Source organism: Micromonospora sp. NPDC051300 (assembly GCF_044455315.1).
Taxonomy (GTDB): domain Bacteria; phylum Actinomycetota; class Actinomycetes; order Mycobacteriales; family Micromonosporaceae; genus Micromonospora; species Micromonospora robiginosa.
Window position 1 is genome coordinate 239,628 of sequence record NZ_JBITEP010000008.1, and the last position, 25,300, is coordinate 264,927.

Below are 25,300 nucleotides of genomic sequence, written 5' to 3' on the forward strand. Positions count from 1 at the left end.
TAGGCCGTCTGTCGGATATCGGCGTCATACGGTCGGGTGGTTGACGATCGGCTGTGGAGCGTCGGATCCCGTCCGTACTCTTCGAGCCCATGACTCCCGACCATGATCGTTCGCGGAGGTCGGACAGTCGGCCGCCGCTGTCCGATCTGTTGCGCGGGCACCGGCTCGCCGCCGGCCTGACCCAGGCCGAGCTGGCCGACCGGGCGGGCGTCGGCGTGCGGACCGTGCGCGATCTGGAGCGGGGCCGGGCGACCCGGCCCCAACGCACCACGGTCGACCTGCTCGCCGACGCGCTCGACCTGACCGGCGCCGCCCGGCGGGAGTTCGTCGCCACCGCCCGACCGACGCCGCCCGCCGCGCCGGCATCCGCGCCGGTCGAGGCCGCGCCCGATCCGGGTACGCCTGTCGCGCTGCCCCAGCCCGTGCCGCTGCTCGGCCGGGAGCGCGACGTGGCCGAGGTGTCCGCGCTGCTCGACGCGTACCCGGTGGTCAGCCTGGTCGGGCTGGCCGGCGTCGGCAAGACCGCGCTCGCGCTCACCGTCGCCCACGCGGTTGCGGCCCGGCACCCGGGCGGCGTGGCCGGGGTGCTGGTCGGCGAGGGCTCGGACGCCGCCGACGTGCTCGCCGCCTCGACGTCGGTGTTCGGCGTGAGCCGGCTCGCCGACCTCGCGTGCCGATTCGCCGGCCGACCGGCGCTGCTGCTCGTCGACGCCGTCGACCGGGCGCCCGGGTCGGTGGCCGACGCGCTGCGGTCGCTCACCGACGCCACACCGGGCCTGCGGGTGCTGGTGACCGGCCGCCGGCCGGTCGGGCTGCCCGGCGAGCTGGTTCGGCCGGTGGCGCCGCTGGACGTGCCGCCGGCCGGCGTGCAGCCGGCGGATCGGGCCGAGCTGGACCGCTGGCCCGCCGCGGCGCTGTTCGCCGCCCGGTTCACCCAGGCCCGGCACGCGCCACCCACCCGGGCCGAGCTGCCGGCGCTCGCCGCGCTGGTCCGCCGGCTCGGTGGGCTGCCGCTGGCCGTCGAGCTGATGGCCGCGCGGGGGCGCATCCTCGACGTCACCGAACTGCTTGACCGGTACGGCGACCGGGTCCTCGACCTGGCCGGCGTGCGCCCCGGCTGGGAGCCGGTCGACCCGGCCGCCGGCACGGTCACGTTGCGCGAGGCGGTGGCGACCAGTTATCACCTGCTCGCCGCCGCCGATCGCGCCGCGTTGCGCCGCCTCTCCGCGTTCCGCAACCGCTGGTCGGTCGAGTTGGCCGAGGAGTTGCTCGCCGACGGCGGCCACCGTTGGGACGCGGTGCCGCTGCTGGACCGCCTCCGCGAGTTGGGCCTGCTGAGTGTCCGGGGCACCGGCCCGTTCCGGTTCCGGCTGTTGGACGCGGTCCGGGACTTCGCCGCCGAGCAGGCCGATCTGGAGTTCGAGACGGCGGGCATCCGGCTGCGGCACGCCACGGTGATCGCCGGCCTGGTCCGCCGGACCGCGCCCGGCCTGGTCGGCGCGGAGCTGCCCGGCACCGTGCACCTGCTCGACGAGGCCACCGGCGACATCAGCGCCGCGCTGGCGTACGCCGCCGAGGACGCGCCCGCGATCGCGTTGCTGCTGGCCGCCGCATTGCCCCGGTGGTGGCGGTTGCGGGGGCGGGACGTCGCGGGTCGGGCGTGGCTGCGCCGGCTGCTTGCCGATCCGCGTACCGCCGGCGCGCCGCCGGTGCTGCGGGCGTGGGCGTTGCTCGGCTCGGCCCGGCTGGCCGCCGAGCACGGGGCGGGGCCGGAGGAGCTGCCGTCGGCCCGCGCGGCGCTTGCCGTCTTCGCCGAGGTCGGCGACGTGACCGGGGAGTTGTCCGCCCGGTCGGTGCTCTGCGCGGTGCTGCGAGGGCTCGGCGCGCACGACGAGGCCCGGGAGCAGGCCGAGGCGGCGTTGGCGCTGGCCACCCGCCACGGCCGGGTACGCGAGATGGCGGTCGCCCAGCACCACCTGACCTGGCACGACGTACGCGTGGGGGAGCTGGCCGGCGGCCGCCGGCGGCTGGCCACGGTCGACCGGTTGGCCGCGCAGTGCGGCGACCAGCGACTCCGCCTGCTGGCGCGGGCGGACCTGGCCGAGCTGACCCGGCTGGAGGGCCGCTACGCCGAGGCGGCCGAGCAGGGGCGACGGGCGGCGACCGCACTCGTCGAGCTGGGTGACCCGGGGCGGCGCCGCCGGACGATCGGCGGCGTCGGGCTGGCGCTCGCGCTGCACGGACGGGACGACGAGGCGCTGGCGGTGGTGGCCGAGCTGTGGCCGTCGGGTCGGGTGCCGCGTCCGCGTCGCCCGCCTGCTGCCGAGCGGTGGGATCCGCCGGTGGCGGGCCGGGACATTCGCACCGAGGACCCGCTCCGCGCGCTGATCGAGGGCCAGGTGGCGTTGAACCGGGGTGACCGGGAGCTGGCGGCCGAGTGGTTCGCCGCGGCGGCCGAGGCGGCGGCCGGCGGCGCGGACCGGCGGGATCTGGTCGAGGCGTTGGTGGGGTTGGCGGCCAGCACCGGCGACGTGGCCGTGCTGGACCGGCTGGACCGGGCGCGGCAGGTCACCGGCGTCAGCCTGCTGCCTCGGGAGGAGGAACTGCTCTATTCGCTTGCGGCGCAGCGGGAACGCGCGCGGCGGGCGTGAGTGGGACCGGGGGATCCAGGAGGGCGCGGGGGTGGCGCGAGCGAAGTAGCCCCCTGGTGCTGCCCCTCGCTCCACGCTCGCGCCAGCACCCCCCGGTGCCCCCCGCTTTCGGCAGCCTATCCAGGCGCGTCGAGCGGTTCGGCGGTGCTTGTCGCATTTATCCCCACGGAGGAGCGGTTCTGCCGGTCGTTCTGCCGGTGACCCGCGGGTAGTGGGCGGCTCAGCAGGTGGTGCTGCCGGCCGGTTCGGTGCTGCCGGCGGTGGCGCCCGGGTGGACGGCGTCGCGCACCCGGCGCAGCCCGTCCAGGAGGCCGGCCAGTTCGGCCGGGGCGAGCTGGCCGGTGAACCACTGCTCGATGATCTTCAGGTGCCCGGGGAGGATCTCGTCCAGCCGGCCGAGACCGGCGGCGGTGACGACCGCGAAGGAGCTGCGCCGATCCGAGGGGCAGGCGCGGCGGCGGATCAGCCCGTCCCGCTCCATCCGGTCGACCACCCGGGTGGCGCCGCTGGTGGAGAGCGAGGTCTGCGCCGCGAGGTCGGTCATCCGCAGTTGGTTCTGGGGCGACCGGGCGAGCCGGGTGAGCACCTCGAACTCGACCGGGGAGAGCCCGTGCTCCTCGAACTGGGCGGCGAACCGGGCGGAGAGCCCGGCGTGCGCCTCGTAGAGGAGGCCGACGGCGGTGATCCGGGGGTCGTCGAACACGTTCTGGTCCACGGCACCATCCTAGCAGCACTTGACAGAGGGAATATTGCCGTAGTTATAGTTGCTCAGTCAGTCGTTGGGCTACTAAACAATCTTCTCCGGAGGACAGCATCATGACCAGCAGCACCGAGGCGACTACCCGCGACTGGGAGGGCCTCACCATCCCGGCCCCCGGCACCTACCTCCTGGACGCCGCGCACAAGCGGGTCGGCTTCGTCGCGCGGCACATGATGGTCAGCAAGGTACGCGGTGAGTTCGCCGACGCCACGGCCACCATCACCGTCAGCGAGGACCCGCTGCAGTCCACGGTCACCGCCAGCATCCAGGCCGCCAGCATCAACACCGCGCAGGCGGACCGCGACGCGCACCTGCGCAGCCCGGAGTTCCTCGACGCCGAGCAGTTCCCGACGCTGGAGTTCCGCAGCACCGGCGTGAAGTCCCGCGAGGGCAACGAGTTCGTGCTCGCCGGCGAGCTGACCGTCAAGGGCGTGACCCGTCCGGTCGACCTCCAGGTCGAGTTCGAGGGCGTCGGTCGCAGCCCGTTCGGTCAGGACATCTTCGGCTTCTCCGCGCACACCGAGATCGACCGGGAGGACTTCGGCCTGACCTGGAACGTCGCCCTGGAGACCGGTGGCGTCCTGGTCGGCCGCAAGGTCAAGATCGAGATCGAGGGCGAGGCCATCCGCCAGGGCTGACCCGTCGCCACGGCCCCACGGGCCCGCACCGTCGCATCCGACGGGGCGGGCCCGTCGCCGTACCCGGGGTCGTGCGGATTGTCACGTGTTGTTCGCTGGTTACACGCGCTGCGCGAGGTGGCGACGGGGTACAGGTGCAGACCTACCTCCGACCCGCGCCCCACCAGGGTCGGACGCACTTACGCAGATCACGTGGATGGTTCACAATGCGTTGCGGAACGCCAACGGTTCCGCAGCGCCGGCGCCGGGAGGACACATGGGCAGAGACGTCGAGCAGGGCGCCTTCTCCCGCGAGGATCGGGTCCGCTACCGGCAGAAGGTCCGTCGGTGCCTGGACGTCTTCGCGCTGATGCTTGACGACTTCGGCTTCGACGCCGACCGGCCGATGACCGGGCTGGAGATCGAGCTGAACCTCGTCGACGCCGCTGCCGAGCCGGCCATGCGCAACGACCAGATCCTGGCCGACATCGCCGATCCGCTCTTCCAGACCGAGCTGGGCCGGTTCAACCTCGAACTCAACGCGTCACCCCGGTTGATCGAGGGCACCGGGTTCACCGACTACGAGCAGGATCTGCGCAGCAGCCTCAGCCGCGCCGACGAGCGGGCCGCCAAGTCCGACGCCACAATCGTGATGGTCGGCATCCTGCCCACCCTCACCGAGCGTCACCTGGTCGCCGACAACCTCTCCACGGACGAGCGTTACCGGGTGCTCAACGACCAGATCGTCGGCGCCCGGGGCGAGGACATCGAGCTGGACATCAACGGCGTCGAGCGGCTGCGTACGCACACCGACTCGATCGCGCCGGAGGCGGCCTGCACCAGCCTCCAGTTCCACCTCCAGGTCGCGCCGGACAGCTTCGCCGACCACTGGAACGCCTCCCAGGCGATCGCCGGGGTCCAGGTGGCGCTCGGCGCCAACTCGCCGTTCCTCTACGGCCGCCAGCTCTGGGCGGAGACCCGGATCGCCCTGTTCGAGCAGGCCACCGACACCCGGCCGGACGAGCTGAAGGCCCAGGGCGTACGCCCCAGGGTCTGGTTCGGCGAGCGCTGGATCACCTCGATCTTCGACCTTTTCGAGGAGAACGTCCGCTACTTCCCGCCGCTGCTGCCGATCTGCGAGGAGGAGGACCCGGTCGAGGTGCTGCACGCCGGCGGCGTGCCCCAACTCGGTGAGCTGCGGCTGCACAACGGGACCGTCTACCGCTGGAACCGCCCGGTCTACGACATCATGAACGGCCGCCCGCACCTGCGGGTGGAGAACCGGGTGCTGCCCGCCGGCCCGACCGTGGTGGACATGCTCGCCAACGCCGCGCTCTACTTCGGTCTCGCCCGGGGGCTGGCCGAGGCGGAACGCCCGATCTGGAGCCAGCTCACGTTCAGCTCGGCCGAGGAGAACTTCCACGCCGCCGCCCGGCGCGGCATCGACGCGGTGCTGCACTGGCCCCGGCTCGGCGACGTGCCGGTCACCACGCTCGTGCTCGACACGCTGCTGCCGGTGGCCGCGCAGGGGTTGGACGGATTCGGCGTCGACCCGGCCGAGCGCGACCGCCTCCTCGGCGTGATCGAGGGACGCTGCCGCACCGGTCGCAACGGCGCGGTCTGGCAGACCGAGGCGGTGTGGGCGGCCGAGCGGCACCGTGGCCTGGACCGGAAGGCCGCGCTGCACCACATGGTCCAGCGCTACGCCGAACTCCAGCGCACCAACGAGCCCGTCCACACCTGGCCCGTCGACTGAGAGGTAAGGAAGGGCCCCTTGTTAACGCCTCCGGTAGAGGCGGGGCCCCTTCTTAACAACTGCCACCGCGATCAGCGCGTGCGGCGGCGGGGCTTGGGCTCGGCGGCCGGCTCGTCGACGTCGGGCGAGTCGGCGGGCTCGCCGCTCGACGAGTCGCCCCCGGGTTGCCGCTGCTGGGGCACGGCCCGGTTGCGGCGACCGGCGCTCGTCCGCGCGGCGCCGGCCGACCCCGCCTGTGCGCCTGCCGCCCGGCCGGCACGGCTCGTCACCTCGGGGTCCGCCGCCACGTCGGGGCCTGGACCGGATGCCGGGTCGCGATCCGGCGTCGTCACGCGGCCCGCCCGTGGCGTGGCGTCGCGGTCGGTCGCGCGCGTCTCGCCGCCGGCCGGCGCCTCCGTCGGCATGACGATGTGCTCCACGGCAGCGGTCGTCTCGGCGTCGGCGCCGGAGTCCGCCTCGGCGCGACCGGCCCGCCGTCCGAAGAACCGCCGCCCCGGCTTCGGCGCCCCCGCCTGCGCGTCGGCAGTCGTCAACGGCTGTTCCCCGTCGGCCGTCGGCCGGAGCTGTCCGTCGATCCCCGGGCGCGGCGGTCCGTCGGCAGTCGTCTGCGGCCGTCCGTCGACCCTCGGCTGCCCGTCGACGTCCGGTCGCGGGCCGGTCGAATCCGGCTCGCCGTGGCGCTGCTCCGGCACCACCGTCGGCGTGCGGTCCGCGGCCCGGCGGTCGGCGCGCTGGGCCAGCGCGGCCACCAGGACCGAGCCACCCACGCCGGCGATCACCGCGTACGGGGCGATTAGGTGGGCCGACAACTGCTCGGCGGCGATCCCGGCCAGCCGGGGTACGGCCAGCAGGTAGGCCAGCGCGACAAGCAGCGGACCGGCCGCCCCGGAGGCGGCCGCGCCGACACGTGCCTGCGGCGAGCGGGTCGCACGTCGGGCGGCCAGCACGCCGATCAGCAGGGCGGAGCCGAGCGAGAGCAGCGCGCCGGGCCAGTAGAAGTAGTCACGGATCCAGAACCCGGCCCGGTCCGCGCTGATCTGCCAGATGCCCAGTTGGGCGGTGGTCAGCCCGCGGCCGGAGAGCACTCCGTCCACCACCGACACCACGGCGAGCAGCCAGAGCCAGCCGGTGGTGGCGATCAGGTTGGTAGCGGCGGCGCGGGTGGTCAGCGCCCAGGCCGCCAGCAGCACGCCGAGCACCAGGCCGGCGGCGGCGTACGCGGCGGCGACGGTCTGCGGCGAGGAGGTGTCGGGCACCCGGGCCGACCGGGCCGGCACGGCCACCAGGAGCACGGTGACCAGCGCGCCGACACCGGCGGCGAGCGCGAGACCGAGCCGGGGCAACGCACCGACCGGTTCGTCCCCGCCGCCGCGCAGGCGCTGGGCGCAGACGGCACCGACGACGACCGAGGTCGCGGCGATCCAGGTGGCCCAGGCGAGGCTCGCCACCCAGGCCGACTCGATCCGTACGCTGCCGGTGGGCGCCCAGTTGATGATGCCCAGCCCGTAGCCGAAGCCGAGCTGCGCGGCCCCCGCGCCGGCAGCCACGCCGAGCGCGGCGGCGGTCGATCCTCCCCAGCCCCGTCTGGCCATGCCGGGCAGCGTAGCGTCCCGAGGTCGGCCCGGCGAGTCGTGGGAGCGGCCGACCGGGCGTGACCGGCTTGGCGGCACCGGCTACGGTCGCCGGTGACTGAGGCGGGGAGCGCGATGACGGACGATCGGCATCCGGTACGCGACGAGACCGGTCCGGGCCGGACCCGGCTGGTGGTCGGCGGCGGCCTGGCGGCTGTCCTGCTGGCGGTGATCGGTGCCAGCGGGGGCTGGGTGCTGGCCGGCGACCCCGACCGCTCGACCGCATCGCCCGAGGCCGCGCCGCCGCCGGCCGCGGTGCCGTCGGGCCTCACTCCGGTCACGTCCACCCCGGTCACGCCCACCGCGACCCGCTCCGCCGACGATCGCCCGACCGGTTCCCGGTCGACCACCCCGGCCGGGCTCACCGTGCCGGAGCTGGTGGGCACCGACTTCGAGCAGGCCCGGCGGGAGCTGCGCGACCGACGACTCGGCTGGCGACTGGTGTTCGGGAGCGGCTCGGGCCGGGCGGTGGAGCGCACGTCACCGAGCCCCGGCGCAACGGTCCGGCGCGGTGTCACCGTCACCGTCTGGGTCGCCGGGCCGGCGCCGGCAGTCACCGTGCCCGACCTGGCAGGGCGGTCCTGTTCGGACGCCGCCGACGAGCTGGTGGAGGCGGGGCTCTACCCCCGCTACCGCACCGGCAGGCAGGGGCCGGTCGGCGGGCAGGATCCGCTCGCCGGGGGCGCCGTCCATTGGAACGACCAGGTCACGCTGACCTGCGGCGCCGCGCCGTCCGGCATCGATCCGCCGACCCCCTGACGGTACGCCGACCGGCCGGGCCGGCGCGCTGATCCCGGCCGGCGTGGCCGTGGCCCGTTACCGTGGACGTTCGAGGGCCGCGTGCCCCGTCCCGGGTGGGGAAGGACGTGTGTCATGAGCGACGACCGTCAGGAGCCACCGGCCGGTGACGCGGACGCGACCCGGGCGCTCCCGCCGGACCGTCGCGCCGACGCCACCCCCACCGCGCGCCCCGACCACGCCGCCGACCCGGACGCGACGCGCGCGATGCCCCGCGACGCGGCCGGAACGGAGGACCCGGACGCGACGCGCGCGATGCCACGGGACCGTGGCGCGGACGCGACGCGGGTCGAGCCGGCCGCCGACGCCACCCGGCCGCTGCCGGGCGGGGCGTCCCGGCCGCTCGACGCCACCAGCCGGCAGGAGCCGGTCGGCGGCGCGGCCTGGTCCGGTCGGGCCGGGGTGCCGCCACCACGGCCGGCCGGCTACCCGGAGCCCGGCGCCGAGTGGTACGGCGACGAGCAGTCCGGTCGCCGTTGGTGGATGCCGATCCTGCTGGGCATCGTCGCGCTGGTCCTGATCGGGCTCATCGCGGCCGGCGTCTGGCTCGCGCTGCGTGCCGCGGACCGCGACTCCGGTTCGGGGACGTCCCCGTCGGCAGCGCCGGCCACCTCCGCGCAGACGAGCGCCACGCCGACAAGCGAGTCGCCGAGCAGTTCGCCGTCGAGCGCGCCGCCGACCACGAGCGCGGCGGTGGAGGTGCCGATGCCGCCGCTGGTGGGGCTGCCCGAGGCGGCCGCCCGGGCGGCGCTGGACCGGCTCGACATCGACTACCGGGTGCAGCGCCGGCCGTCGGACCGGCCGGCCGGCACGGTGATCGCCACGGATCCGGAGGCCGGCTACTCGGTGGGCGAGGGTGAGCGGGTCACGCTCGTGGTGGCCGCGCCGCCGGCGTCCACCACCGCCGCGCCGACCACCACGCGGACCACCTCGGGTGCCACGCCGTCCGCCACCGCCACGCCCTGACGGTCACCACTGTCGGCGGCGGGTGCCGACCAGACCGAGCCCAGCCAGTGAGATGCCGAGCCCGAGCAGGCCGGTGTAGAACAGCGACCGGCCGGGCTCGGCCGGTTCGGCGGGAGGGTCGGCCAGCGCCACCTCCCCGGCGCCGGCGCCTGCCGCATCGGGCGTGGGCGCCACCGGCTCGTCCTCGTCCGGTTCGTCCGGCGTCGGCTCGTCGGCCGACCCCGCGTCCCCCTCGGCGACGGTGATCTCCGGGGCGGGCACCGGCTCGGCCAGTTGCTGGGTGGCGGAGAAGGCCGGGTGTCGGACCACGAGCGCGAGCACGGTGGCGACCCCGAGGAACACGAAGAGCCCGAGGGCGTAGCCGATGCGGGACCGGTGGTGCCGCCGCGCGGCGGGCAGTTTGACCATGACCATCCCTGGTTCAGGGTCCGGGGCGCGCGGGGTGGAACGTGCCGGGGTGGGCGTACCGATTCTATGGCGTCGGCACGCCCACCCGGCCGGGAATCGTGAGGTCAGCCCACCCGGACCGGGGTCCGGGCGATCGGCCGGCGGGCCGTGCGGACGGTGTGCTGACGAGGGACCGGCGCGGCCTGGACCTGCCGCAGCCCCTCCTGCTGTACGAAGATCGACCGCCGGTTGACCGCGTCCCCCGCCGCGTTCAACTCGTAGCCGTCGAGCCAGAGCCAACCGTCGTAGGTCGGCCAGTCGAGCACCCGGATCATCCGGAACATGATCGGTCGGAGGAACTGGACACTCGCCGCGCGCGTCACGTGCAGTACGTCACCGGAGCGGGGAAGCACATGGGCTCCTGGGAAGGTTCGGCCGGCGGTGGGGCCGGCGAGGCTGAACGGGGGTCGGGTGCGGTCCGGTGACGGGGGTTCTGCCTCGTGGACCGACGGTCGGTGGGGCGGTGCTGGTCGGGCCGTACCCGCGGTGGCGAACCGCCACCCGACCATCACCCGGCTGCTCCCGGTTACCGCTCCCGCCGCCGCAGCCGAGCCGGCATGCAGCGGCGGGGTCTTCATTCCGGGGCAGGTCTCACGGCGCGGGACGGCTCCCCTCCGGCCGTCCCACGAACCGTGGTGCGACCACGCCCGGAGATCAAGCGAAGACGGTGAGTAACCCGTGCCATACGGACAGAGTGCATCAGCGACGTGCGTCATGCAAGTTGCACGTCGACTTTTGCCGATAGGTGAGTGGGACACGTGAACGGGACGCTTGAAGCCTCAGGTGTCGGGACGGCACACTGGACGCCGGTTTCGCCCGACGCGGCCGGTCGACGACCGGCACCACCCCCGCCGCGAACGCCTGCCCGCCGGCCCCGCAGCCGCGAATCGAGGAGTGCTCGTGAGCGAACGGCGCAGCCCGACCATCCGCCGGCGCCGCCTCGGGGCCGAACTCCGCCGGCAGCGGGAAGCCGCCGGCATCACCATCGAGGTGGTCGCCGAGCAGTTGGAGTGCTCGGCGTCCAAGGTCTCCCGGATCGAGACCGGGCACACCACCGCGACGCCCCGCGACGTGCGGGACATGCTCCGCATCTACGGCGTGGTCGGCGCAGAGAGCGACGAGCTGGTGCAGATCGCCCGCGAGGCGCGACAGAAGGGCTGGTGGCACCCGTACAGCACGGTGCTGGTCGGCGCGTACGTCGGCCTGGAGGCCGCGGCCAGCCAGATCCGGGCGTACGAGCAGCAGGTCGTGCCGGGCCTGTTGGAGACCGAGGAGTACGCCGGGGCGATGATCCGCGCCGCCCGGCCGGACTTCACCGCCGAACAGATCGAACAACGGGTGCGTGTCCGACTGGGCCGTCAGTCGTTGTTGACGCAGGACGATCCGGTCGATCTGTGGGTGGTGCTCGATGAGGCGGTGCTGAGCCGGCCGGTTGGCGGCGACGCGGTCATGCGTGGCCAGCTCAAGCGGTTGGTGGAGGTGGCCGAACTGCCGAACGTGACGGTGCAGGTCCTGCCCTTCGAGGTGGGTGCGCACGCCGGCATGGACGGGACCTTCACGATCCTCAGCTTCCCCGAACCGAGTGATCCGGATGTCGTGTACGCGGAGAACGCCACGGGTGGGCTCTTCCTGGAGAAGAGCGACGAACTGCAGAAGTACAGCTTCATCTTCGATCACATTCGAGCAGCGGCCATACGACCGGAGGAGTCCGTCGCACACATCGCGAAACTGGCAGAGGAGCCGCTGTGGAAATGGCGACCAAGGAGTTCCCCGTGGACCTGAGGCAGGCGTCGTGGTTCAAGAGCTCGAAGAGCGGGCCGAACTGCGACAACTGCGTTGAGGTCGCTTACGTGACCGGGGCGGTCGGTGTCCGGGACTCGAAGGACAAGGCCGGTCCGGCCCTGGTCTTCGCCCCGGGGCACTGGCACGCCTTCGTCGCCGGCGCCAGGGGCGAGGCCTTCGGCCGGAGCTGATCGGCCCGACGGAGCACGGTCCCGCCCGGCAGCGTCGCCGGGCGGGACCGTTTCGTCCCCCGTACCACAGGTGCCCGTCACCCGTCGCCAGTTTCGTTCCGCCTCGTTGAACCGCACGGATCGGCAACCGAACGAGGCAGGCGAGACGGATGACGACGATCGGTTCAGAGAATCTCACCAACGGCCCGGGCAAGCCCGAGCGGTTCGGTGGCAAGTACCGCGGCGCGCGCCGGGACACCGTGCTGACCGAGGTGGTCTCCGGTGACGGCGAGGAGATCGCCGGCCGGGAGCCGGGCGTGCCGGATCAGACCGCACCGGCGCTCTCCCTGCCGTCGCTCGACCCGAACCCGCTCACCGAGCCGTCCTTCCCGCCCAGCGGATGGCCGGTCGAGCAGCAGGAGTCCCTGGTGGACCATCCCCTGCTGCGCGGCCTGCTGCTGGAGTTGCCGCCCAAGGGCAGCATCCCCCCGCCCGGCTGGCTGGACCGGTGGTTCGAGGCGACCCGGGCGATCCTGGAACTGCTATACGTGCAGGGCGCGAGCCGGACGCGCTGACACCGCCGGCACGCCGCCGGCCGGCGGCATCGCCCGCTCGGCGAGACGGTTGTGCCGCAGCGCGTGGCGTACCCCGATCGCGGCGACACCGAGCACCGCGACGGTGATCGCCGGTCCGGCCACGCCCGGCGCGGCGAACAGGTCGAGCCCGACGGCCGGGAGCATCGCCGCGAGCACCGCGAGCGTTGTCGCGTGCAACGGCAGGGCGATCAGCGGGTGGGCGGCGGCCGCCCGCAGTCCGTGCGGCGCCGGGGTTCCCGGCGCGGTGGCGAAGGCGCCCGCGCCGGCCCGCAGCCGGCGGACCCGGCGTACCGTGCAGACCGCGACGAGCGTGGCCGGGACCGCCGCGACGGCGAGCCCGGCGGCGGCCCGGTCCAGCGCGGTGTCACCGGCGCTCTGCAGGCCCGCGGCGAGCGCCCCCACGGTGACCGCGAGGCCGGTCAGCACCAGGGCGGACAACCATCCGGTACGCCGGCGCAGCGCCCGGGCGCGGTCCAGCCCGGGCAGGCCCTCCGCCATCAGGGCGGCGGCCAGCCAGACGGCGGCGACGGGGAGCAGCACGGCGAGACGGTCATCCATGGGCCCAGCGTTGCCCAGTTCGACGCGCGGCGAATCCGGGACGCCACCCCGGTCGACCCGGAACGTTCTCCCGTAGGGGACGTCGGGTCAGACGTCGAAAGTGGCCGGACGCCCGGTGGCCGGCGGCGGCGGGGTGGCCTTCCACAGGCCGGTCTTCTGCGCCGCCAGCCGGGCCAGGTAGGCGGGGTTCAGGATGACGTAGCGGCGCCACAGCCGCTTCGGCTCCAGCCCGAGCCGCCAGAACCACTCCAGCCCGGCGCGCTGCATCCACGGCGGCGGATTGCGCAGCAGGCCGGCGTGGTAGTCGAACGCCGCGCCGACGGCCATCAGCGGCATGTCCAGCAGCGGCCGCATCGCGTACGCGAAGACCTCCTGCCGGGGGCAGCCCAGTCCGACCAGGACGAGACGGGCGCCGCTGGCGCGGATCCGGTCGGCGATCTCGGCGTCCTCGCCGGGGGCGACCGCCCGGAACTTGGACGGCTCCACGCCGGCGATCTTCAGCGCCGGGAACCTGCGCTCCAGCGCCGGGATCAGCCGGGCCAGGGTCTCCTCGGTGGAGCCGTAGAGGTAGACCGGCAGCCCCTCGTCGGCGAACCGGGCCAGCACCCGCAGGGTCAGCTCCGGGCCGTAGACGCGGTCGGTGAGGTTGGCGCCGTGCAGCAGGTTGAGCGCCCAGCGCACCGGCTGCCCGTCCGGGGTGACCACGTCGAACGAGTTGAGCCGGGCGTTGTGCGCCGGGTCGAGCACGCCTGTCATCACGCCGTGCACGGCGAGCGCGGTCAGCGCCAGCGGGCGACGCTCGCGGGCGGCGTCGACCACCGCCTCGGTGGCCCGGGCGTAGTCGGTGGCGTCGACCCCGACGCCGAGCACGTTGCGCTTGGTGTCGACGGTCATGCCTTCGGCACCCACTTGTCGGCGTTCGCCTCGTGGATCTCGCGGAGGATCATCGGCACGTCGTATGTGATCTTCCAGGCCGGGTAGTGCTCCTCGAACCGGGCCATGCTGCTGACGTACCACTGGTGGTCGCCGGTGCGGGCCTGCTCGACGTAGTTGATCCGCGCCTCGCGACCGGTGATCTCCTGGGCGATCCGGAACGCCTCGATGTGCGAGGTGTTCGAGTGCCGGCCGCCGCCGAGGTTGTAGACCTGGGCGGAGCGCGGCTCGCGGAAGAACGCCTCGAACGCGGTGAGCACGTCGTGGGAGTGGATGGCGTCGCGGACCATCTTCCCCTTGTAGCCGAAGAGGTTGTAGGTCCGGCCCTCCATCACGCACCGCATCAGGTACGCCAGGAAGCCGTGCAGCTCGGCCGCGGAGTGCGCCGGGCCGGTCAGCGTGCCGCCCCGGAAGCAGGCGGTCTTCATGTCGAAGTAGCGGCCGTACTCCTGGACCATCACGTCCGCGGCGACCTTCGAGGCGCCGAAGATCGAGTGCAGCGACTCGTCGATCGACATGTCCTCGGTGATGCCGCCGTACCAGTGGTGGTCCTCGGGCAGCTCGTAGCGGGTCTCCAGCTCGATCAGCGGGAGCGTGTTCGGCCGGTCGCCGTAGACCTTGTTGGTGGAACAGTGGATGAACGGCGCGTCGATCGCGTGCCGCCGGGTGTTCTCCAACACGTTGAGCGTGCCGCCGGCGTTCACGTCGAAGTCGGTGTAGGGCTCCTTGGCGGCCCAGTCGTGGCTCGGCTGGGCGGCGCTGTGGATCACCACGGCGATGTCCCGGCCGTAGCGGGCGAACACCTTCTCCAGGCCGTCGCGGTCACGGATGTCCACGGCGTGGTGGGAGTAGGCCGACCCGAGGTCGGCGGCGAGCCGGTCGAGACTCCAGGCGGTCGAGCCGTCCTCACCGAAGAAGTACCGCCGCATGTCGTTGTCGATGCCGACCACGTCGAGGCCGAGGCCGGCGAAGTGCCGGGCCGCCTCGGAGCCGATCAGACCGCCGGAACCGGTCACCAACGCGACACTCACACGCCACTCCTGGTCCATGGGAGGCAGGGAAACCATCGGAGCATAGCGTGACGTCCGGTACGCCCCGATACGGCGTGAGGGCCCCGCAGCCTGCGGAGCCCTCGTTCTGGTGGGGATGGGGGGAGTTGAACCCCCACGTCCTTTCGGACACACGGACCTGAACCGTGCGCGTCTGCCATTCCGCCACATCCCCGTGGCACGACCCGGAACACCATATCGCATCCCTCGCCCGCCATCTGCGGCAGGTGTCGGGACATACTACGCTGTCCACTGGTCACGCCACGAGCGATCACCGCTCGTGGCGGGCGAAACTGTAACACGCTCGCGGGCCTGGTCACGAACGGGTCGACGGTAGCCGGCCGAGCGGCGTGTGAGCTGCGGAGGCGGTGTCCGGATACCATCATTGCCTCGGGACCCGAGGAGGAGCCGGTGAGCGTGCTGCAACGCTTCGAGAAGCGTCTGGAAGGCCTGGTCGAGGGGGCCTTCGCCAAGGTCTTCAAAGGGGTGGTCCACCCCGTGGAGATCCTCAACGCCATGCAGCGGGAGGCCGAGGCGCACAAGGCGATCCTGGCCGGTGGGCGCACGTTGGTGCCCAACCGCTACGTGATCGATCTCTCGCCCTACGACCACAGTCGGTTGGCGCCGTACGCCGCCGCGCTGGCCCAGGAACTGGCCCAGTCGCAGGCGGAGTTCATCGGCGAGCAGGCCTGGACGGTCTACGGCGACGTGATCGTCGAGGTCGAGCGTGGTGAGGGACTGGACACCGGCATGTTCCGGGTGACCGCCGAGGTCTACACCGGCGGCGACGTCGCGCCGGTCTCCGCGCCCGGCGGCTACGACCAGGGCGGCGGCTACGACGCCGGCCCGGCGTACCCGGCCTACGACCAGGGTGGCGGCTACGGCCCGCCGCCCGGCCACGGCGGCGGCCGCAACGTGCGGCTGGTCTCCGGCGACGGCCGGACCTACCCGCTGCAGATGGGCTCGACCGTGATCGGCCGCGGCGACCAGGCCAACCTGCGCCTGCCCGACGTCGGGATCTCCCGCCGGCACGCCCGGCTGGACTTCGACGGCGGCCAGGTGGTGCTGACCGACCTGGGCTCCACCAACGGCACGATGGTCAACGGCCAGCGGGTCTCGGCGGTGGCCCTCAACCCCGGCGACATGATCCAGCTCGGCACCACGACGCTGACCTTCCGCGTGGACGGCTGATCCCCGTTGCCGGAGCTCGTCATCACCGTCGCCCGGTTCGGGTTCCTCATCCTGCTGTGGATCTTCGTCTTCACGGTGGTCGGCGTGATCCGCCGGGACCTCTTCGCGGGGGCCCGGTCGGGTCGGCTGGTGGCCGCGCCACGGGGGGTCGGCGCGTCCACCAACCAGCCCGCGCCACCCGGCAAGCCGGCGAAGGCCAAGCGGGGTCGCGCCGCCCATCAGATGGTGGTCACCGCCGGTCAGTTGGCCGGCACCCGGATCACCCTCGGGGAGGCTCAGATCACCATCGGTCGGGCGGAGGACTCGACGCTGGTGATCACCGACGACTACGCGTCGGCGCGACACGCCCGGCTGGTTCCGCGTGACGGGCAGTGGTACGTGGAGGACCTCGGATCGACTAACGGCACCTACCTCGATCGCGCTAAGGTCACCGGACCAACCCCCGTCCCCCTCGGCGTGCCGATCCGGATCGGCCGCACTTCCCTCGAATTACGGCCATGACTCTGACCCTGCGCTACGCGGCCCACAGCGACCGCGGTCTGATCCGAGACGGCAACCAGGATTCCGTCTACGCCGGACCGCGGCTGCTCGCCGTTGCCGACGGCATGGGCGGCATGGCCGCCGGTGACGTCGCCAGCAACATCGTCATCGGTGCCATGGCGCCACTCGACGAGGACGTCCCCGGTGACGCCCTGGTCGACGCGCTCCGATCCGCCGTCGGCACCGCCAACCAGCAGCTCCGCGACACCGTGGACGCCAACCCGCAGCTGGAGGGGATGGGCACGACGCTCACCGCGACCCTCTTCTCCGGCAGCAAGCTCGGCATGGTCCACATCGGTGACTCCCGGGCCTACCTCCTGCGCAACGGCGAGTTCGCGCAGATCACCAAGGACGACACCTACGTCCAGATGCTCGTGGACGAGGGGCGGATCAGCGCCGAGGAGGCGAGCAGCCACCCCCAGCGTTCGCTGCTCACCCGCGCGCTCGACGGCCGCGACGTCGACCCGGAGTACAGCGTCCGCCAGGTGCTGCCCGGCGACCGCTACCTGATCTGCTCCGACGGCCTCTCCGGCGTGGTCAGCGCGGACACCATCGGCGACACCATGCGGGAATATCCCGACCCGCAGCAGTGCGTCGAGCGTCTGGTGCAGCTCGCGCTGCGCGGCGGCGGGCCGGACAACATCACCGTGATCATCGCCGACGCGACCGACCAGGACATCGTCGAGGCGTCCCCGATCGTCGGCGGCGCCGCCGCCCGGGACCGGGGCATGGCCACGTCGGCCGACGACTCCACGCCGGCGGCCCGCGCCTCGGCGCTGTCCGCCCCGCGCCCGCCCGCTCCCGAGGAGCCGGCCGACAACCGCGACGACGAGGTCGACCAGCGTCGGCGTCGGCCGCTGCGGACGATCGCCATGGCGCTCGCGCTGGCCGTCATCGTGGGCGGTGGCGTCTTCGGCGGCTGGACGTACACCCAGCGGCAGTACTACGTCGGCGCCACCGACGACGGCCAGCTCGCGGTCTTCCGCGGGGTGCCCGGCCAGGTGGCCGGTCTCGACCTGTCGGACGTGCACGAGCGCAGCGGGTCGCGGCTCGACGACCTCACGCTCGCCGCGCAGGAGCGGGTGAAGCAGGGCATCCAGGCCAAGAGCGAACCGGATGCCGAGCGCCGACTGGCGGAGTTGACCAGCGACGACCCGGCCAACCCGAACCTCAAGCCGCTCTGCCCGCCGAGCCCGACGCCGGGCGTGCCCAGTCCCACAGCGGTGGCGACCGCCGGCGCGCTGAGCCCGGCGGCCACCGGCACTCCCGTCGCGCCGACCGGCGTGGCGGGCACGCCGACGCCCGCGCCGACGTTGACCACCACCGCCGACGCCGTACCCTCCGACACCGTTCCGCCGGCGGACCCCGCCGGTTGCCGGTCGCCCGAGTGAGCGCCGGCTCGATCCCGAGGACGCATCCGTGACCGCAGCCGCCGTACCGGCAGCCTCGCCCGCCTCGACGGGCGAGCAGTCCGGCGTACGCCTGGCCCGGTCCCGGCGTAACGCCGAGCTGTCCCTGCTCCTGCTCGCCATGGTGCTGGTGGCGGCCTACTCGGCCATGATCGAGGCGAAGGCGCTCGACACGATCACCGCGGACTTCTGGATCCCGGCCGCCGCGCTGGGCCTGGTCTTCCTCGGCCTGCACCTGGTGATCCGGTGGCTGGCGCCGTTCGCCGACCCGGCGCTGCTGCCGGCGGTGGCACTGCTCAACGGCATCGGGGTCGGCTTCCTGCGCCGCTTCGACCTGGCCCAGGCACCGCCCGCGGAGCGGGCCGACCTGGCCATCTTCGCCGGCACCGGCGGTCGCCAACTGGCCTGGACGCTCGCCTCGGTAGTGCTCGCCGCGGGGCTGCTGGCGATCCTGCGGGACCACCGCACGCTGTCCCGCTACGCCTACACGCTGGGGCTGTCCGGCATCGTGCTGGTGATGATCCCGGCGGTGCTGCCCGGTCGGTTCTCCGAGATCAACGGCGCGAAGCTCTGGATCATCGTGCCCGGGCTGGGGCAGATCCAGCCGGGTGAGTTCGCGAAGCTGGCGCTGCTCACCTTCTTCGCCTACTACCTGGTGCGCAAGCGCGAGGTGCTCTCGCTGGCGAGCCGGCGGGTGCTGGGCATCGACTTCCCGCGCGGGCGCGACCTGGGCCCGGTCCTGGTGGTCTGGCTGATCAGCCTCATGGTGCTGGTCTTCGAGAAGGACCTCGGCACGTCGCTGCTCTACTTCGGCATGTTCGTGGTGACGCTCTACATCGCCACCGAACGGGTCAGTTGGCTGCTCATCGGTCTGCTCCTGTTCTTCGGCGGCGCCTACCTGGCCTACGTGCTGGGCAGCACCGTGGGTGGACCGTTCGCCAACTTCTACGACCGGGCGCAGATCTGGCTCGACCCGTTCGCGGAGCCGTACGACAGGGGTTACCAACTCGTCCAGGGCCTGCTCACGCTCGGCACCGGTGGCCTCTTCGGGGCCGGGCCGGGCGGCGGCCAGCCGACGCTGCTGCCCGAGGTGCAGACCGACTTCATCTTCGCCGGCATCGGCGAGGAGATCGGCCTGTTCGGCCTCTCCGCGCTGCTGGTGGTCTACCTGCTGATCGTGGAGCGGGGCCTGCGCGCCGCGCTGGCGGTGCGGGACTCGTTCGGCAAGCTGCTCGCCGGCGGTCTGGCGTTCACCCTCGGCCTGCAGGTCTTCGTCATCGTCGGCGGCATCAGCAAGCTCATCCCGCTGACCGGCCAGACCACCCCGTTCCTGTCCGCCGGTGGCTCGTCGCTGATGGCGAACTGGCTGCTGATCGCGGTGCTGCTGCGGGTCTCCGACGGCGCGCGCCGACCGGTGACCGGCGGCGGTCCGACCGCCCGGCCCGCCGGTGGCCCGCCCGAGCAGTTGCACGGCGCCCCCACGGAGGTGATCCGGCCGTGAACGCACCCCTGCGCCGCGTCGGTGTGGTCGTGATGATCCTCTTCGGGTTGCTCTTCGCGAACCTCAACTGGATCCAGGCCTACAAGGCCGACGAATACCGCACCAGCGACTACAACGGCCGGGTCCAGGTCGCCGAGTACGACCGCAAGCGCGGCAACATCGAGGTCGGTGGCACCGCGTACGCGCTGAGCAAGGAGACCAGTGGCGAGCTGAAGTACCTGCGCACCTACCCCGAGGGGGAGATGTACGCGCACGTGCTCGGCTGGAAGCCGGTGAACGGCAGCGCGAGCGGCATCGAGCGGGTGGAGAACGACTTCCTCGCCGGCACCAGCGACGCGCTCATCGCCAACCGGATCAAGGACATGTTCACCGGTGACGAGACCGGTGGCGGCAACGTGCTGCTGACCCTCTCCAAGCGCGCTCAGGAGGCTGCTTACAAGCAGCTCAACGACAACCAGGTGGGGGCGAAGAAGGGCGCGGCGATCGCGATCGACCCGCGTACCGGCGCGGTGCAGGCGCTGGTCTCCATGCCGAGCTTCGACCCGAACCCGCTGGCCAGCCACTCCAGCACGGAGGCCGACCGGGCCTACAACGCGCTGGAGAAGGACAAGGACCGTCCGCTGGCCAACCGGGCGCTCGCCGAGACGCTGCCGCCCGGCTCCACCTTCAAGGTCATCATGGCCGCCGCCGCGCTGGAGAACGGCATCGGCCAGCAGACCGAGATCCCGGCCGGGTCGAGCTACACCGCGCCCGGCGCGGGCAAGCCGATCAAGAACGCGGCGCCGTCGATCTGCCCCGAGTCGCAGGTGACGCTCCGGGAGGCGGTGACCGAGTCCTGCAACACCGGCTTCGCCCAGCTCGGCGTGCGGCTCGGCGCGGACAAGGTCAAGGAGAAGGCCAAGCAGTTCGGCTTCGAGCAGGAGGACCTGACGGTCGGCCAGACCGGCGGGGGTGGCCTGTCGGTGGCCGCCAGCCGCACCGGCGACATGCAGAACCCGGACGGCAGCACCGACCAGGCCGCGCTGGCGCAGTCGTCGATCGGCCAGAACAACGTCCGGATGACGCCGTTGCAGGGCGCGATGATGGCCGCCGCGGTGGCCAACGGCGGCAGCCAGATGCGTCCCTACCTGGTGAAGCAGCTCCTCGGGCCGGACCGCACCACGGTCTACGACGCCGCCAAGCCGCGCGAGCTGCGGCGTCCGGTCAGCAGCCAGGTGTCCGCAGACCTGCGCTCGATGATGCAGAACGTGGTGAAGGAAGGCACCGGCCGCCGGGCCGACATCGACGGCTACGTGGTCGGTGGCAAGACCGGCACCGCCCAGTCCGGCCCGGACACCCCGGACCACGGCTGGTTCATCGGCTTCGCGCTGGACAAGGACGGCACCCCGCTCTCCGCGGTCTGCGTGGAGCTGGAGCAGGCCGGCAGCGGCGGCAGCGCCGAGGCGGCCCGGATCGCCGGTCGGATCATGGCGGCGGCCATCGCGGACTCCGGGAGGCGCTGACGTGCTCAGCCCGGGGGTGCAGCTCGGCAACCGCTACCGGCTCGACGAACGGATCGCCAGCGGTGGCATGGGCGACGTGTGGCGCGGCACCGACCAGGTGCTGGGCCGGACGGTCGCGGTCAAGAGCCTGCTTCCCGCGCTGCTCGACGAGCCGGGCTTCGCCGAGCGGTTCCGCGGCGAGGCGCGGACCATGGCGACCATCAACCACCCGGGCGTGGTCGACGTCTACGACTTCGGCAGCGACCAGCAGATCGCGTTCCTGGTCATGGAATACGTGGAGGGCGACGCGCTCTCCGCCACCCTGGGCCGGGTCGGCCGGCTCACCCCGGCCCGCACCATGGCGCTGCTGGCCCAGGCCGCGGACGCGTTGCACGCGGCGCACGAGAAGGGCATCGTGCACCGCGACGTGAAGCCCGGCAACCTGCTGGTCCGACCGAACGGCACGCTGGTGCTCACCGACTTCGGCATCGCCCGTTCGGAGCTGGTCGGCCAGCTCACCGCCGCCGGCTCGGTGCTCGGCACCGCCTCCTACATCTCGCCCGAGCAGGCCACCGGCGCGGTCGCCACCCCCGCCTCGGACGTGTACGCGCTCGGCGTGGTCGCCTACCAGTGCCTGGCCGGTCGGCGCCCCTTCGAGGGGGAGAATCCCCTCGAGATCGCCATGAAGCACGTACGCGACAATCCGCGGGCGCTTCCCGGTGACATCCCGCCGCAGGTGCGGGCCATCGTCGAGCGGGCCATGGCGAAGGACCCGGCGGCCCGCTGGCCCAGCGCCGCCGCGTTGGCCATCGTCGCCCGGCAGGCGAAGCTGGCCCTCTCCCAGCAGGCGCGCGGCGGTCGCCCGATCTCCGGCGTACCGGCCTCGCCGGCCGCGCCCTCCGCGCGGGCGCAGGTGCCGACCCCGGCACCCCGCCCGCAGCCCCGCCCGCCCGTGACGCCGGCCCGCCCACCGGTGGGGCCGCGCCCGACCATGGTCGCGCACCCCGCCCCGCAGGCCCGCCCACCGGTGGGTCCGCGCGGTGCGGCGCCGGTGCCGCAACCGCGCCCCCCGCACACCCCCAACCCGATGGGGTACGGTCGCCCGCCGGCCGCGCCGCCGCCGGCACCGCCCCGCCGCTCCCGTTCCGGGCTCTGGACCACCGCGATCCTGGTGGCCGTGCTGGTCATCCTCTGCTCGGGGGTGATCTCGTTCTGGTACCGGAAGTACGGGGCCGGTGCCGCCGGCGCACCCGGTTCGGTGAGTGTGACCGTGACCTCCGGCGCGGTGCGGGCGTACGGGGGCGACTATCCGGTCCGCACGTCGTACCGTCGTGAGGTACGCCTCCAGCCGGCCGGCGGCGGTTCGACGACGAGCGAAGGACGAGAGACGCGATGACAGCGCAGGCCCGCCTGCTCGGTGGCAGGTACCAGGTCGGCGAGCTGCTGGGCTACGGCGGCATGGCGGAGGTGCACCGCGGTCGCGATCTCCGGCTCGGGCGAGACGTCGCGATCAAGATGCTCCGTGCCGACCTGGCCCGCGACGCCACGTTCCAGATGCGGTTCCGCCGGGAGGCGCAGAACGCCGCCTCGCTCAACCACCCGGCCATCGTCGCCGTCTACGACACCGGCGAGGAGACCGCCCCGACCGGCGAGACACTGCCGTTCATCGTGATGGAGTTCGTCAACGGGCGGACCCTGAAGGAGGTCCTCGGCGTCGAGGGGCGGCTCCAGCCGCGCCGGGCGCTGGAGATCTGCGCCGACATGTGCGCCGCGCTGGAGTTCAGCCACCGGCACGGGATCATCCACCGGGACATCAAGCCCGGCAACGTGATGCTCACCCAGACCGGCCAGGTCAAGGTGATGGACTTCGGCATCGCCCGGGCGCTCGCCAGCGGCGCCACCACGATGACGCAGACGAGCGCGGTCATCGGCACCGCGCAATACCTCTCCCCGGAGCAGGCGCGCGGTGAGGCGGTCGACGCCCGGTCCGACGTCTACGCGGCCGGCTGCGTGCTGTTCGAGCTGCTCTGCGGTCACCCGCCGTTCGTCGGGGACAGCCCGGTCAGCGTCGCCTACCAGCACGTCCGCGAGCAGCCGCCGACGCCGAGCACGATCAACCCCGACGTCAACCCCGCGGTCGACGCGATCGTGCTGAAGGCGCTCTCCAAGAACCCGCTCAACCGCTACCAGAGCGCCGGCGAGATGCGGGCGGACCTGCTCCGCGCCGCCGCCGGCCGGCCGGTGCTGGCCACGCCGGTGATGCCGGCCGAGGAGACCATGCCGATGGCGGCCGCCGCGGGTGGCTACCAGGCGGCGCAGCAGACCCAGATGATGGGCCCGCAGACCCAGCAGCAGGCGCCGGCCCGGGTCGGTGACCCGCGCAAGCGCCGCAGTTCCTCCTGGGTCATCGCCACGTTCGCCGCGCTCGGCGTGCTCGCGGTGATCGCGTTGGGCACCGCGCTCTGGCTCAACCAGTCCGGGGCGGAGAAGGTCTCCGTGCCGCAGTTGGTGGACCGCACGCAGGCCGACGCGCAGACCGCGCTCAGCCAGGCCGGGTTGCGGTTCGCCCCCGGTGCCCCGGTCAAGAACGCGGAGTGCAAGAAGGGCACCGTGGTCGAGCAGAACCCGCCGTTCGGCCAGCGGGTGGAGAAGAACACCGCGGTCACGGTCCAGGTCTGCGCCGGCCCGGACGACGTCACCATCCCGCAGGGCCTGAAGGGCGGCACCTACACCAGCGTGAAGGCGACCCTGGAGGGCCTGGGGCTCACCGTGGTCCGCAAGGACATCGCCGACAGCGCCCCGGAAGGGCAGGTGGTCAAGGTGTCGCCCGACGAGGGCAGCACGGTGGCCCCGAACACCAAGGTGACGCTCGAGGTCTCCAAGGGCAACGTCGGCGAGGTGCCGGACGTCCGCGGCTTCACCGAGGACCAGGCGAAGAAGCAGCTCACGAACGCCGGCTACAAGTACAAGGTGGTCGACGGCGAGGAGGTCGATCCGGCCCAGGCGGGGAAGGTCAGCGGCCAGTCGCCGTCCGGCGGCAAGAAGCTGGCCAAGGGTGAGACGGTGACCATCGAGGTCGACGTGCCGCTGCCCGAGGAGACCCCCAGCGCGACGCCGAGCGGCACACCCGACGCGACGCCGAGCACGCCGGGCGGCGGCGGTGGCGGCCTGCCCTTCCCGACCGTCCCGCCGGCCCGAGGCAACGGCGGCTGATCCTCGACGAACCACACCACACGCGGTGGTGCCCGGGTGGGTGCCGCTCGATGCGGTGTGGCCCATCGGCCGGCCCTCGTCGCTCCGCCGGGATCTGCTGTCGTCTGGATGAGCGTGCTGACCGACCTGCGTAACCGGGGCGTCAAGGACGTGTTCTTCCTCGTCTGCGACGGCCTCAAAGGCATCCCGGAGGTGGTGACGAATGTGTGGCCGGCCACGATGGTGCAGACGTGCATCCTCCACCTGATCCGCAACACGTTCCGGCTCACCTCCCGCACGTACGGGGACGAGTTGAAGCACGACATCAAACCGATCTGAACCGCCGTCAACGCCACCGCCGCCCGGGCCGCGTTCGATCACCTGGCCGACAAGTGGGGCGGCCGGTATCCGGCGGTGATCCGGCTGTGGGACAACGCCTGAACGGAGTTCATCCCGTTCCTCGACTACGACGTCGAGATCCGCCGGGTGATCTGCTCCACCAACGCGATCGAGTCGTTGAACGCCCGCTACCGGCGGGCGGTCAAGGCCCGCGGCCACTTCCCCAACGAGCAGGCCGCGTTGCAGTGTCTGCACCTGGTGACCCGATCCCTGGACCCCACCGGAGCAGGCAGAACCCGATGGACGATGCGCTGGAAACCCGCGTTGAACGCCTTCGCCATCACCTTCAGCGACCGCTTCCCCGCCGCTGAAACCCACTAACCAAGATCGCCGGAAACACCGTCAGCGAGACAGCCCCGCGCAGTAAGGGAATTCGTACTTGACGCGTACGCGGACGTGGAAGTTGCCGGTGCCCGTCGGCGTGAACCTGCTGCTAGGTATCCCGGCGATAGTGCCGCTGTTCCTGGTTTGGTACATCGTCGTGAACGGCCCGATGGCAGCCTTGGGATGGACCCGGCGGATCCGAATGAGAACGACGGCATGCTTCCCTGGGTGATCGTCGCCGCACCGGTGATCTGCGTGTTCGGCCTGGCCTGGGGCCTCCTGAACGTGTGGATGCGTCGCAGGACCGCCGCCGTGTCCACGGTGCAGTACTGGGTGGCGTGCCTGGCTGCTTCCCTCGTGCCGTACGTCGTCGGCTTCTTTCTGTTCTGATCGCCACCAGGAGGGACACGAACATGAATGACCGAGCGACCCGAAGAGCGATTATCTCGAGCGTCTAGGGCCTGTCCTGTCGATCATGGAAGCCAGATGACAGCGGCGACGAGGACCAGGCTGGCTCGGTAGAGGGATGCCCGTTTGGCGTAGCGGGTG

General features: G+C 72.8%; 23 protein-coding genes, 1 tRNA gene and 1 pseudogene. 17 read left to right on the plus strand and 8 right to left on the minus strand.

The window, feature by feature from the left end; translation table 11 throughout:
• The first annotated feature begins 89 nt into the window (after window positions 1–89).
• Complete coding sequence (locus ACIA5A_RS12300; protein ID WP_396760090.1) at window positions 90–2,651, plus strand: ATP-binding protein; 2,562 nt, start codon at window positions 90–92, stop codon at window positions 2,649–2,651.
• Between the two features lie 220 nt (window positions 2,652–2,871).
• Here ACIA5A_RS12300 and ACIA5A_RS12305 read toward each other — a convergent pair whose 3' ends face one another.
• Window positions 2,872–3,366, minus strand: coding sequence for a MarR family winged helix-turn-helix transcriptional regulator (locus ACIA5A_RS12305; protein WP_396760093.1), 495 nt, complete (start codon window positions 3,364–3,366; stop codon window positions 2,872–2,874).
• A gap of 101 nt (window positions 3,367–3,467) precedes the next feature.
• Between ACIA5A_RS12305 and ACIA5A_RS12310 the strand changes: the two genes are divergently transcribed.
• Together ACIA5A_RS12310 and ACIA5A_RS12315 are read left to right on the plus strand one after the other, a co-directional pair.
• Window positions 3,468–4,049, plus strand: a complete 582-nt coding sequence (locus ACIA5A_RS12310; protein ID WP_396760096.1) for a YceI family protein — start codon at window positions 3,468–3,470, stop codon at window positions 4,047–4,049.
• Between the two features lie 256 nt (window positions 4,050–4,305).
• A complete protein-coding gene (locus ACIA5A_RS12315) occupies window positions 4,306–5,784 on the plus strand; it encodes a glutamate--cysteine ligase (RefSeq protein WP_396760099.1) in 1,479 nt (492 codons plus the stop codon).
• Between the two features lie 71 nt (window positions 5,785–5,855).
• On the opposite strand, the gene ACIA5A_RS12320 is transcribed toward ACIA5A_RS12315, so the two are convergent.
• Entirely contained in the window at window positions 5,856–7,376 is a 1,521-nt protein-coding gene (locus ACIA5A_RS12320; RefSeq protein ID WP_396760101.1) for a hypothetical protein, read from the minus strand.
• Window positions 7,377–7,490: 114 nt separating this feature from the next.
• Here ACIA5A_RS12320 and ACIA5A_RS12325 point away from each other — a divergent pair, with 114 nt between their 5' ends.
• Window positions 7,491–8,174: a PASTA domain-containing protein gene (locus tag ACIA5A_RS12325; protein WP_396760103.1), complete on the plus strand. Its 684-nt coding sequence runs from the start codon at window positions 7,491–7,493 to the stop codon at window positions 8,172–8,174.
• 114 nt (window positions 8,175–8,288) lie between these two features.
• Window positions 8,289–9,179 carry a PASTA domain-containing protein gene (locus ACIA5A_RS12330; RefSeq protein WP_396760105.1) on the plus strand — a complete coding sequence of 297 codons (891 nt, stop codon included), beginning with the start codon at window positions 8,289–8,291 and terminating at the stop codon, window positions 9,177–9,179.
• 3 nt (window positions 9,180–9,182) lie between these two features.
• Here ACIA5A_RS12330 and ACIA5A_RS12335 read toward each other — a convergent pair whose 3' ends face one another.
• Both ACIA5A_RS12335 and ACIA5A_RS12340 read right to left on the minus strand, forming a co-directional pair.
• A complete protein-coding gene (locus tag ACIA5A_RS12335; protein ID WP_396760107.1) occupies window positions 9,183–9,593 on the minus strand; it encodes a hypothetical protein in 411 nt (136 codons plus the stop codon).
• 98 nt (window positions 9,594–9,691) lie between these two features.
• Window positions 9,692–9,979, minus strand: a complete 288-nt coding sequence (locus ACIA5A_RS12340) for a hypothetical protein (protein ID WP_278108744.1) — start codon at window positions 9,977–9,979, stop codon at window positions 9,692–9,694.
• 547 nt (window positions 9,980–10,526) lie between these two features.
• Between ACIA5A_RS12340 and ACIA5A_RS12345 the strand changes: the two genes are divergently transcribed.
• From ACIA5A_RS12345 to ACIA5A_RS12355, 3 genes are all read left to right on the plus strand, one after another.
• A complete protein-coding gene (locus ACIA5A_RS12345) occupies window positions 10,527–11,408 on the plus strand; it encodes a helix-turn-helix transcriptional regulator (protein ID WP_181571050.1) in 882 nt (293 codons plus the stop codon).
• Complete coding sequence (locus ACIA5A_RS12350; protein ID WP_396760110.1) at window positions 11,378–11,599, plus strand: DUF397 domain-containing protein; 222 nt, start codon at window positions 11,378–11,380, stop codon at window positions 11,597–11,599. The genes ACIA5A_RS12345 and ACIA5A_RS12350 overlap by 31 nt, the downstream gene beginning before the upstream one ends.
• A 149-nt stretch (window positions 11,600–11,748) precedes the next feature.
• Window positions 11,749–12,153: a hypothetical protein gene (locus tag ACIA5A_RS12355; protein ID WP_396760113.1), complete on the plus strand. Its 405-nt coding sequence runs from the start codon at window positions 11,749–11,751 to the stop codon at window positions 12,151–12,153.
• Here ACIA5A_RS12355 and ACIA5A_RS12360 read toward each other — a convergent pair.
• The 4 genes from ACIA5A_RS12360 to ACIA5A_RS12375 form a co-directional block, all read right to left on the minus strand.
• Window positions 12,121–12,732, minus strand: coding sequence for a hypothetical protein (locus ACIA5A_RS12360; RefSeq protein WP_396760116.1), 612 nt, complete (start codon window positions 12,730–12,732; stop codon window positions 12,121–12,123). The two genes, ACIA5A_RS12355 and ACIA5A_RS12360, sit on opposite strands and share 33 nt — an antisense overlap.
• 87 nt (window positions 12,733–12,819) lie before the next feature.
• Window positions 12,820–13,626, minus strand: a complete 807-nt coding sequence (locus ACIA5A_RS12365) for a WecB/TagA/CpsF family glycosyltransferase (RefSeq protein WP_396760119.1) — start codon at window positions 13,624–13,626, stop codon at window positions 12,820–12,822.
• On the minus strand, window positions 13,623–14,732 hold the full coding sequence (locus ACIA5A_RS12370) for an NAD-dependent epimerase/dehydratase family protein (RefSeq protein ID WP_396760121.1): 1,110 nt from the start codon (window positions 14,730–14,732) through the stop codon (window positions 13,623–13,625). Before ACIA5A_RS12370 ends, ACIA5A_RS12365 begins: the two co-directional genes overlap by 4 nt.
• A gap of 71 nt (window positions 14,733–14,803) precedes the next feature.
• Window positions 14,804–14,889, minus strand: a tRNA-Leu gene (locus ACIA5A_RS12375).
• 209 nt (window positions 14,890–15,098) lie between these two features.
• Here ACIA5A_RS12375 and ACIA5A_RS12380 point away from each other — a divergent pair.
• The 9 genes and pseudogenes from ACIA5A_RS12380 to ACIA5A_RS12420 all read left to right on the plus strand — a co-directional run bounded on the left by ACIA5A_RS12380 (window position 15,099) and on the right by ACIA5A_RS12420 (window position 25,141).
• Window positions 15,099–15,905 (plus strand): FhaA domain-containing protein, encoded by an 807-nt coding sequence (locus ACIA5A_RS12380; RefSeq protein ID WP_393515847.1) that lies wholly within the window; start codon window positions 15,099–15,101, stop codon window positions 15,903–15,905.
• Between the two features lie 6 nt (window positions 15,906–15,911).
• Window positions 15,912–16,406, plus strand: a complete 495-nt coding sequence (locus tag ACIA5A_RS12385; RefSeq protein WP_181571056.1) for an FHA domain-containing protein — start codon at window positions 15,912–15,914, stop codon at window positions 16,404–16,406.
• Window positions 16,403–17,836, plus strand: coding sequence for a protein phosphatase 2C domain-containing protein (locus ACIA5A_RS12390; protein WP_396760124.1), 1,434 nt, complete (start codon window positions 16,403–16,405; stop codon window positions 17,834–17,836). Before ACIA5A_RS12385 ends, ACIA5A_RS12390 begins: the two co-directional genes overlap by 4 nt.
• A gap of 28 nt (window positions 17,837–17,864) precedes the next feature.
• Window positions 17,865–19,355, plus strand: a complete 1,491-nt coding sequence (locus tag ACIA5A_RS12395) for an FtsW/RodA/SpoVE family cell cycle protein (protein WP_396760126.1) — start codon at window positions 17,865–17,867, stop codon at window positions 19,353–19,355.
• Window positions 19,352–20,857, plus strand: a complete 1,506-nt coding sequence (locus ACIA5A_RS12400; protein ID WP_396760128.1) for a peptidoglycan D,D-transpeptidase FtsI family protein — start codon at window positions 19,352–19,354, stop codon at window positions 20,855–20,857. The genes ACIA5A_RS12395 and ACIA5A_RS12400 overlap by 4 nt, the downstream gene beginning before the upstream one ends.
• A gap of 1 nt (window position 20,858) precedes the next feature.
• Window positions 20,859–22,232 (plus strand): serine/threonine-protein kinase, encoded by a 1,374-nt coding sequence (locus ACIA5A_RS12405; protein WP_396760131.1) that lies wholly within the window; start codon window positions 20,859–20,861, stop codon window positions 22,230–22,232.
• Window positions 22,229–24,049, plus strand: coding sequence for a Stk1 family PASTA domain-containing Ser/Thr kinase (gene pknB / locus ACIA5A_RS12410; protein WP_396760134.1), 1,821 nt, complete (start codon window positions 22,229–22,231; stop codon window positions 24,047–24,049). Before ACIA5A_RS12405 ends, pknB begins: the two co-directional genes overlap by 4 nt.
• Before the next feature lie 96 nt (window positions 24,050–24,145).
• Window positions 24,146–24,748, plus strand: a pseudogene (locus tag ACIA5A_RS12415) (transposase); the annotation flags it as partial.
• Window positions 24,749–24,967: 219 nt separating this feature from the next.
• Window positions 24,968–25,141 (plus strand): hypothetical protein, encoded by a 174-nt coding sequence (locus ACIA5A_RS12420; RefSeq protein WP_396760137.1) that lies wholly within the window; start codon window positions 24,968–24,970, stop codon window positions 25,139–25,141.
• Window positions 25,142–25,300: the final 159 nt, after the last annotated feature.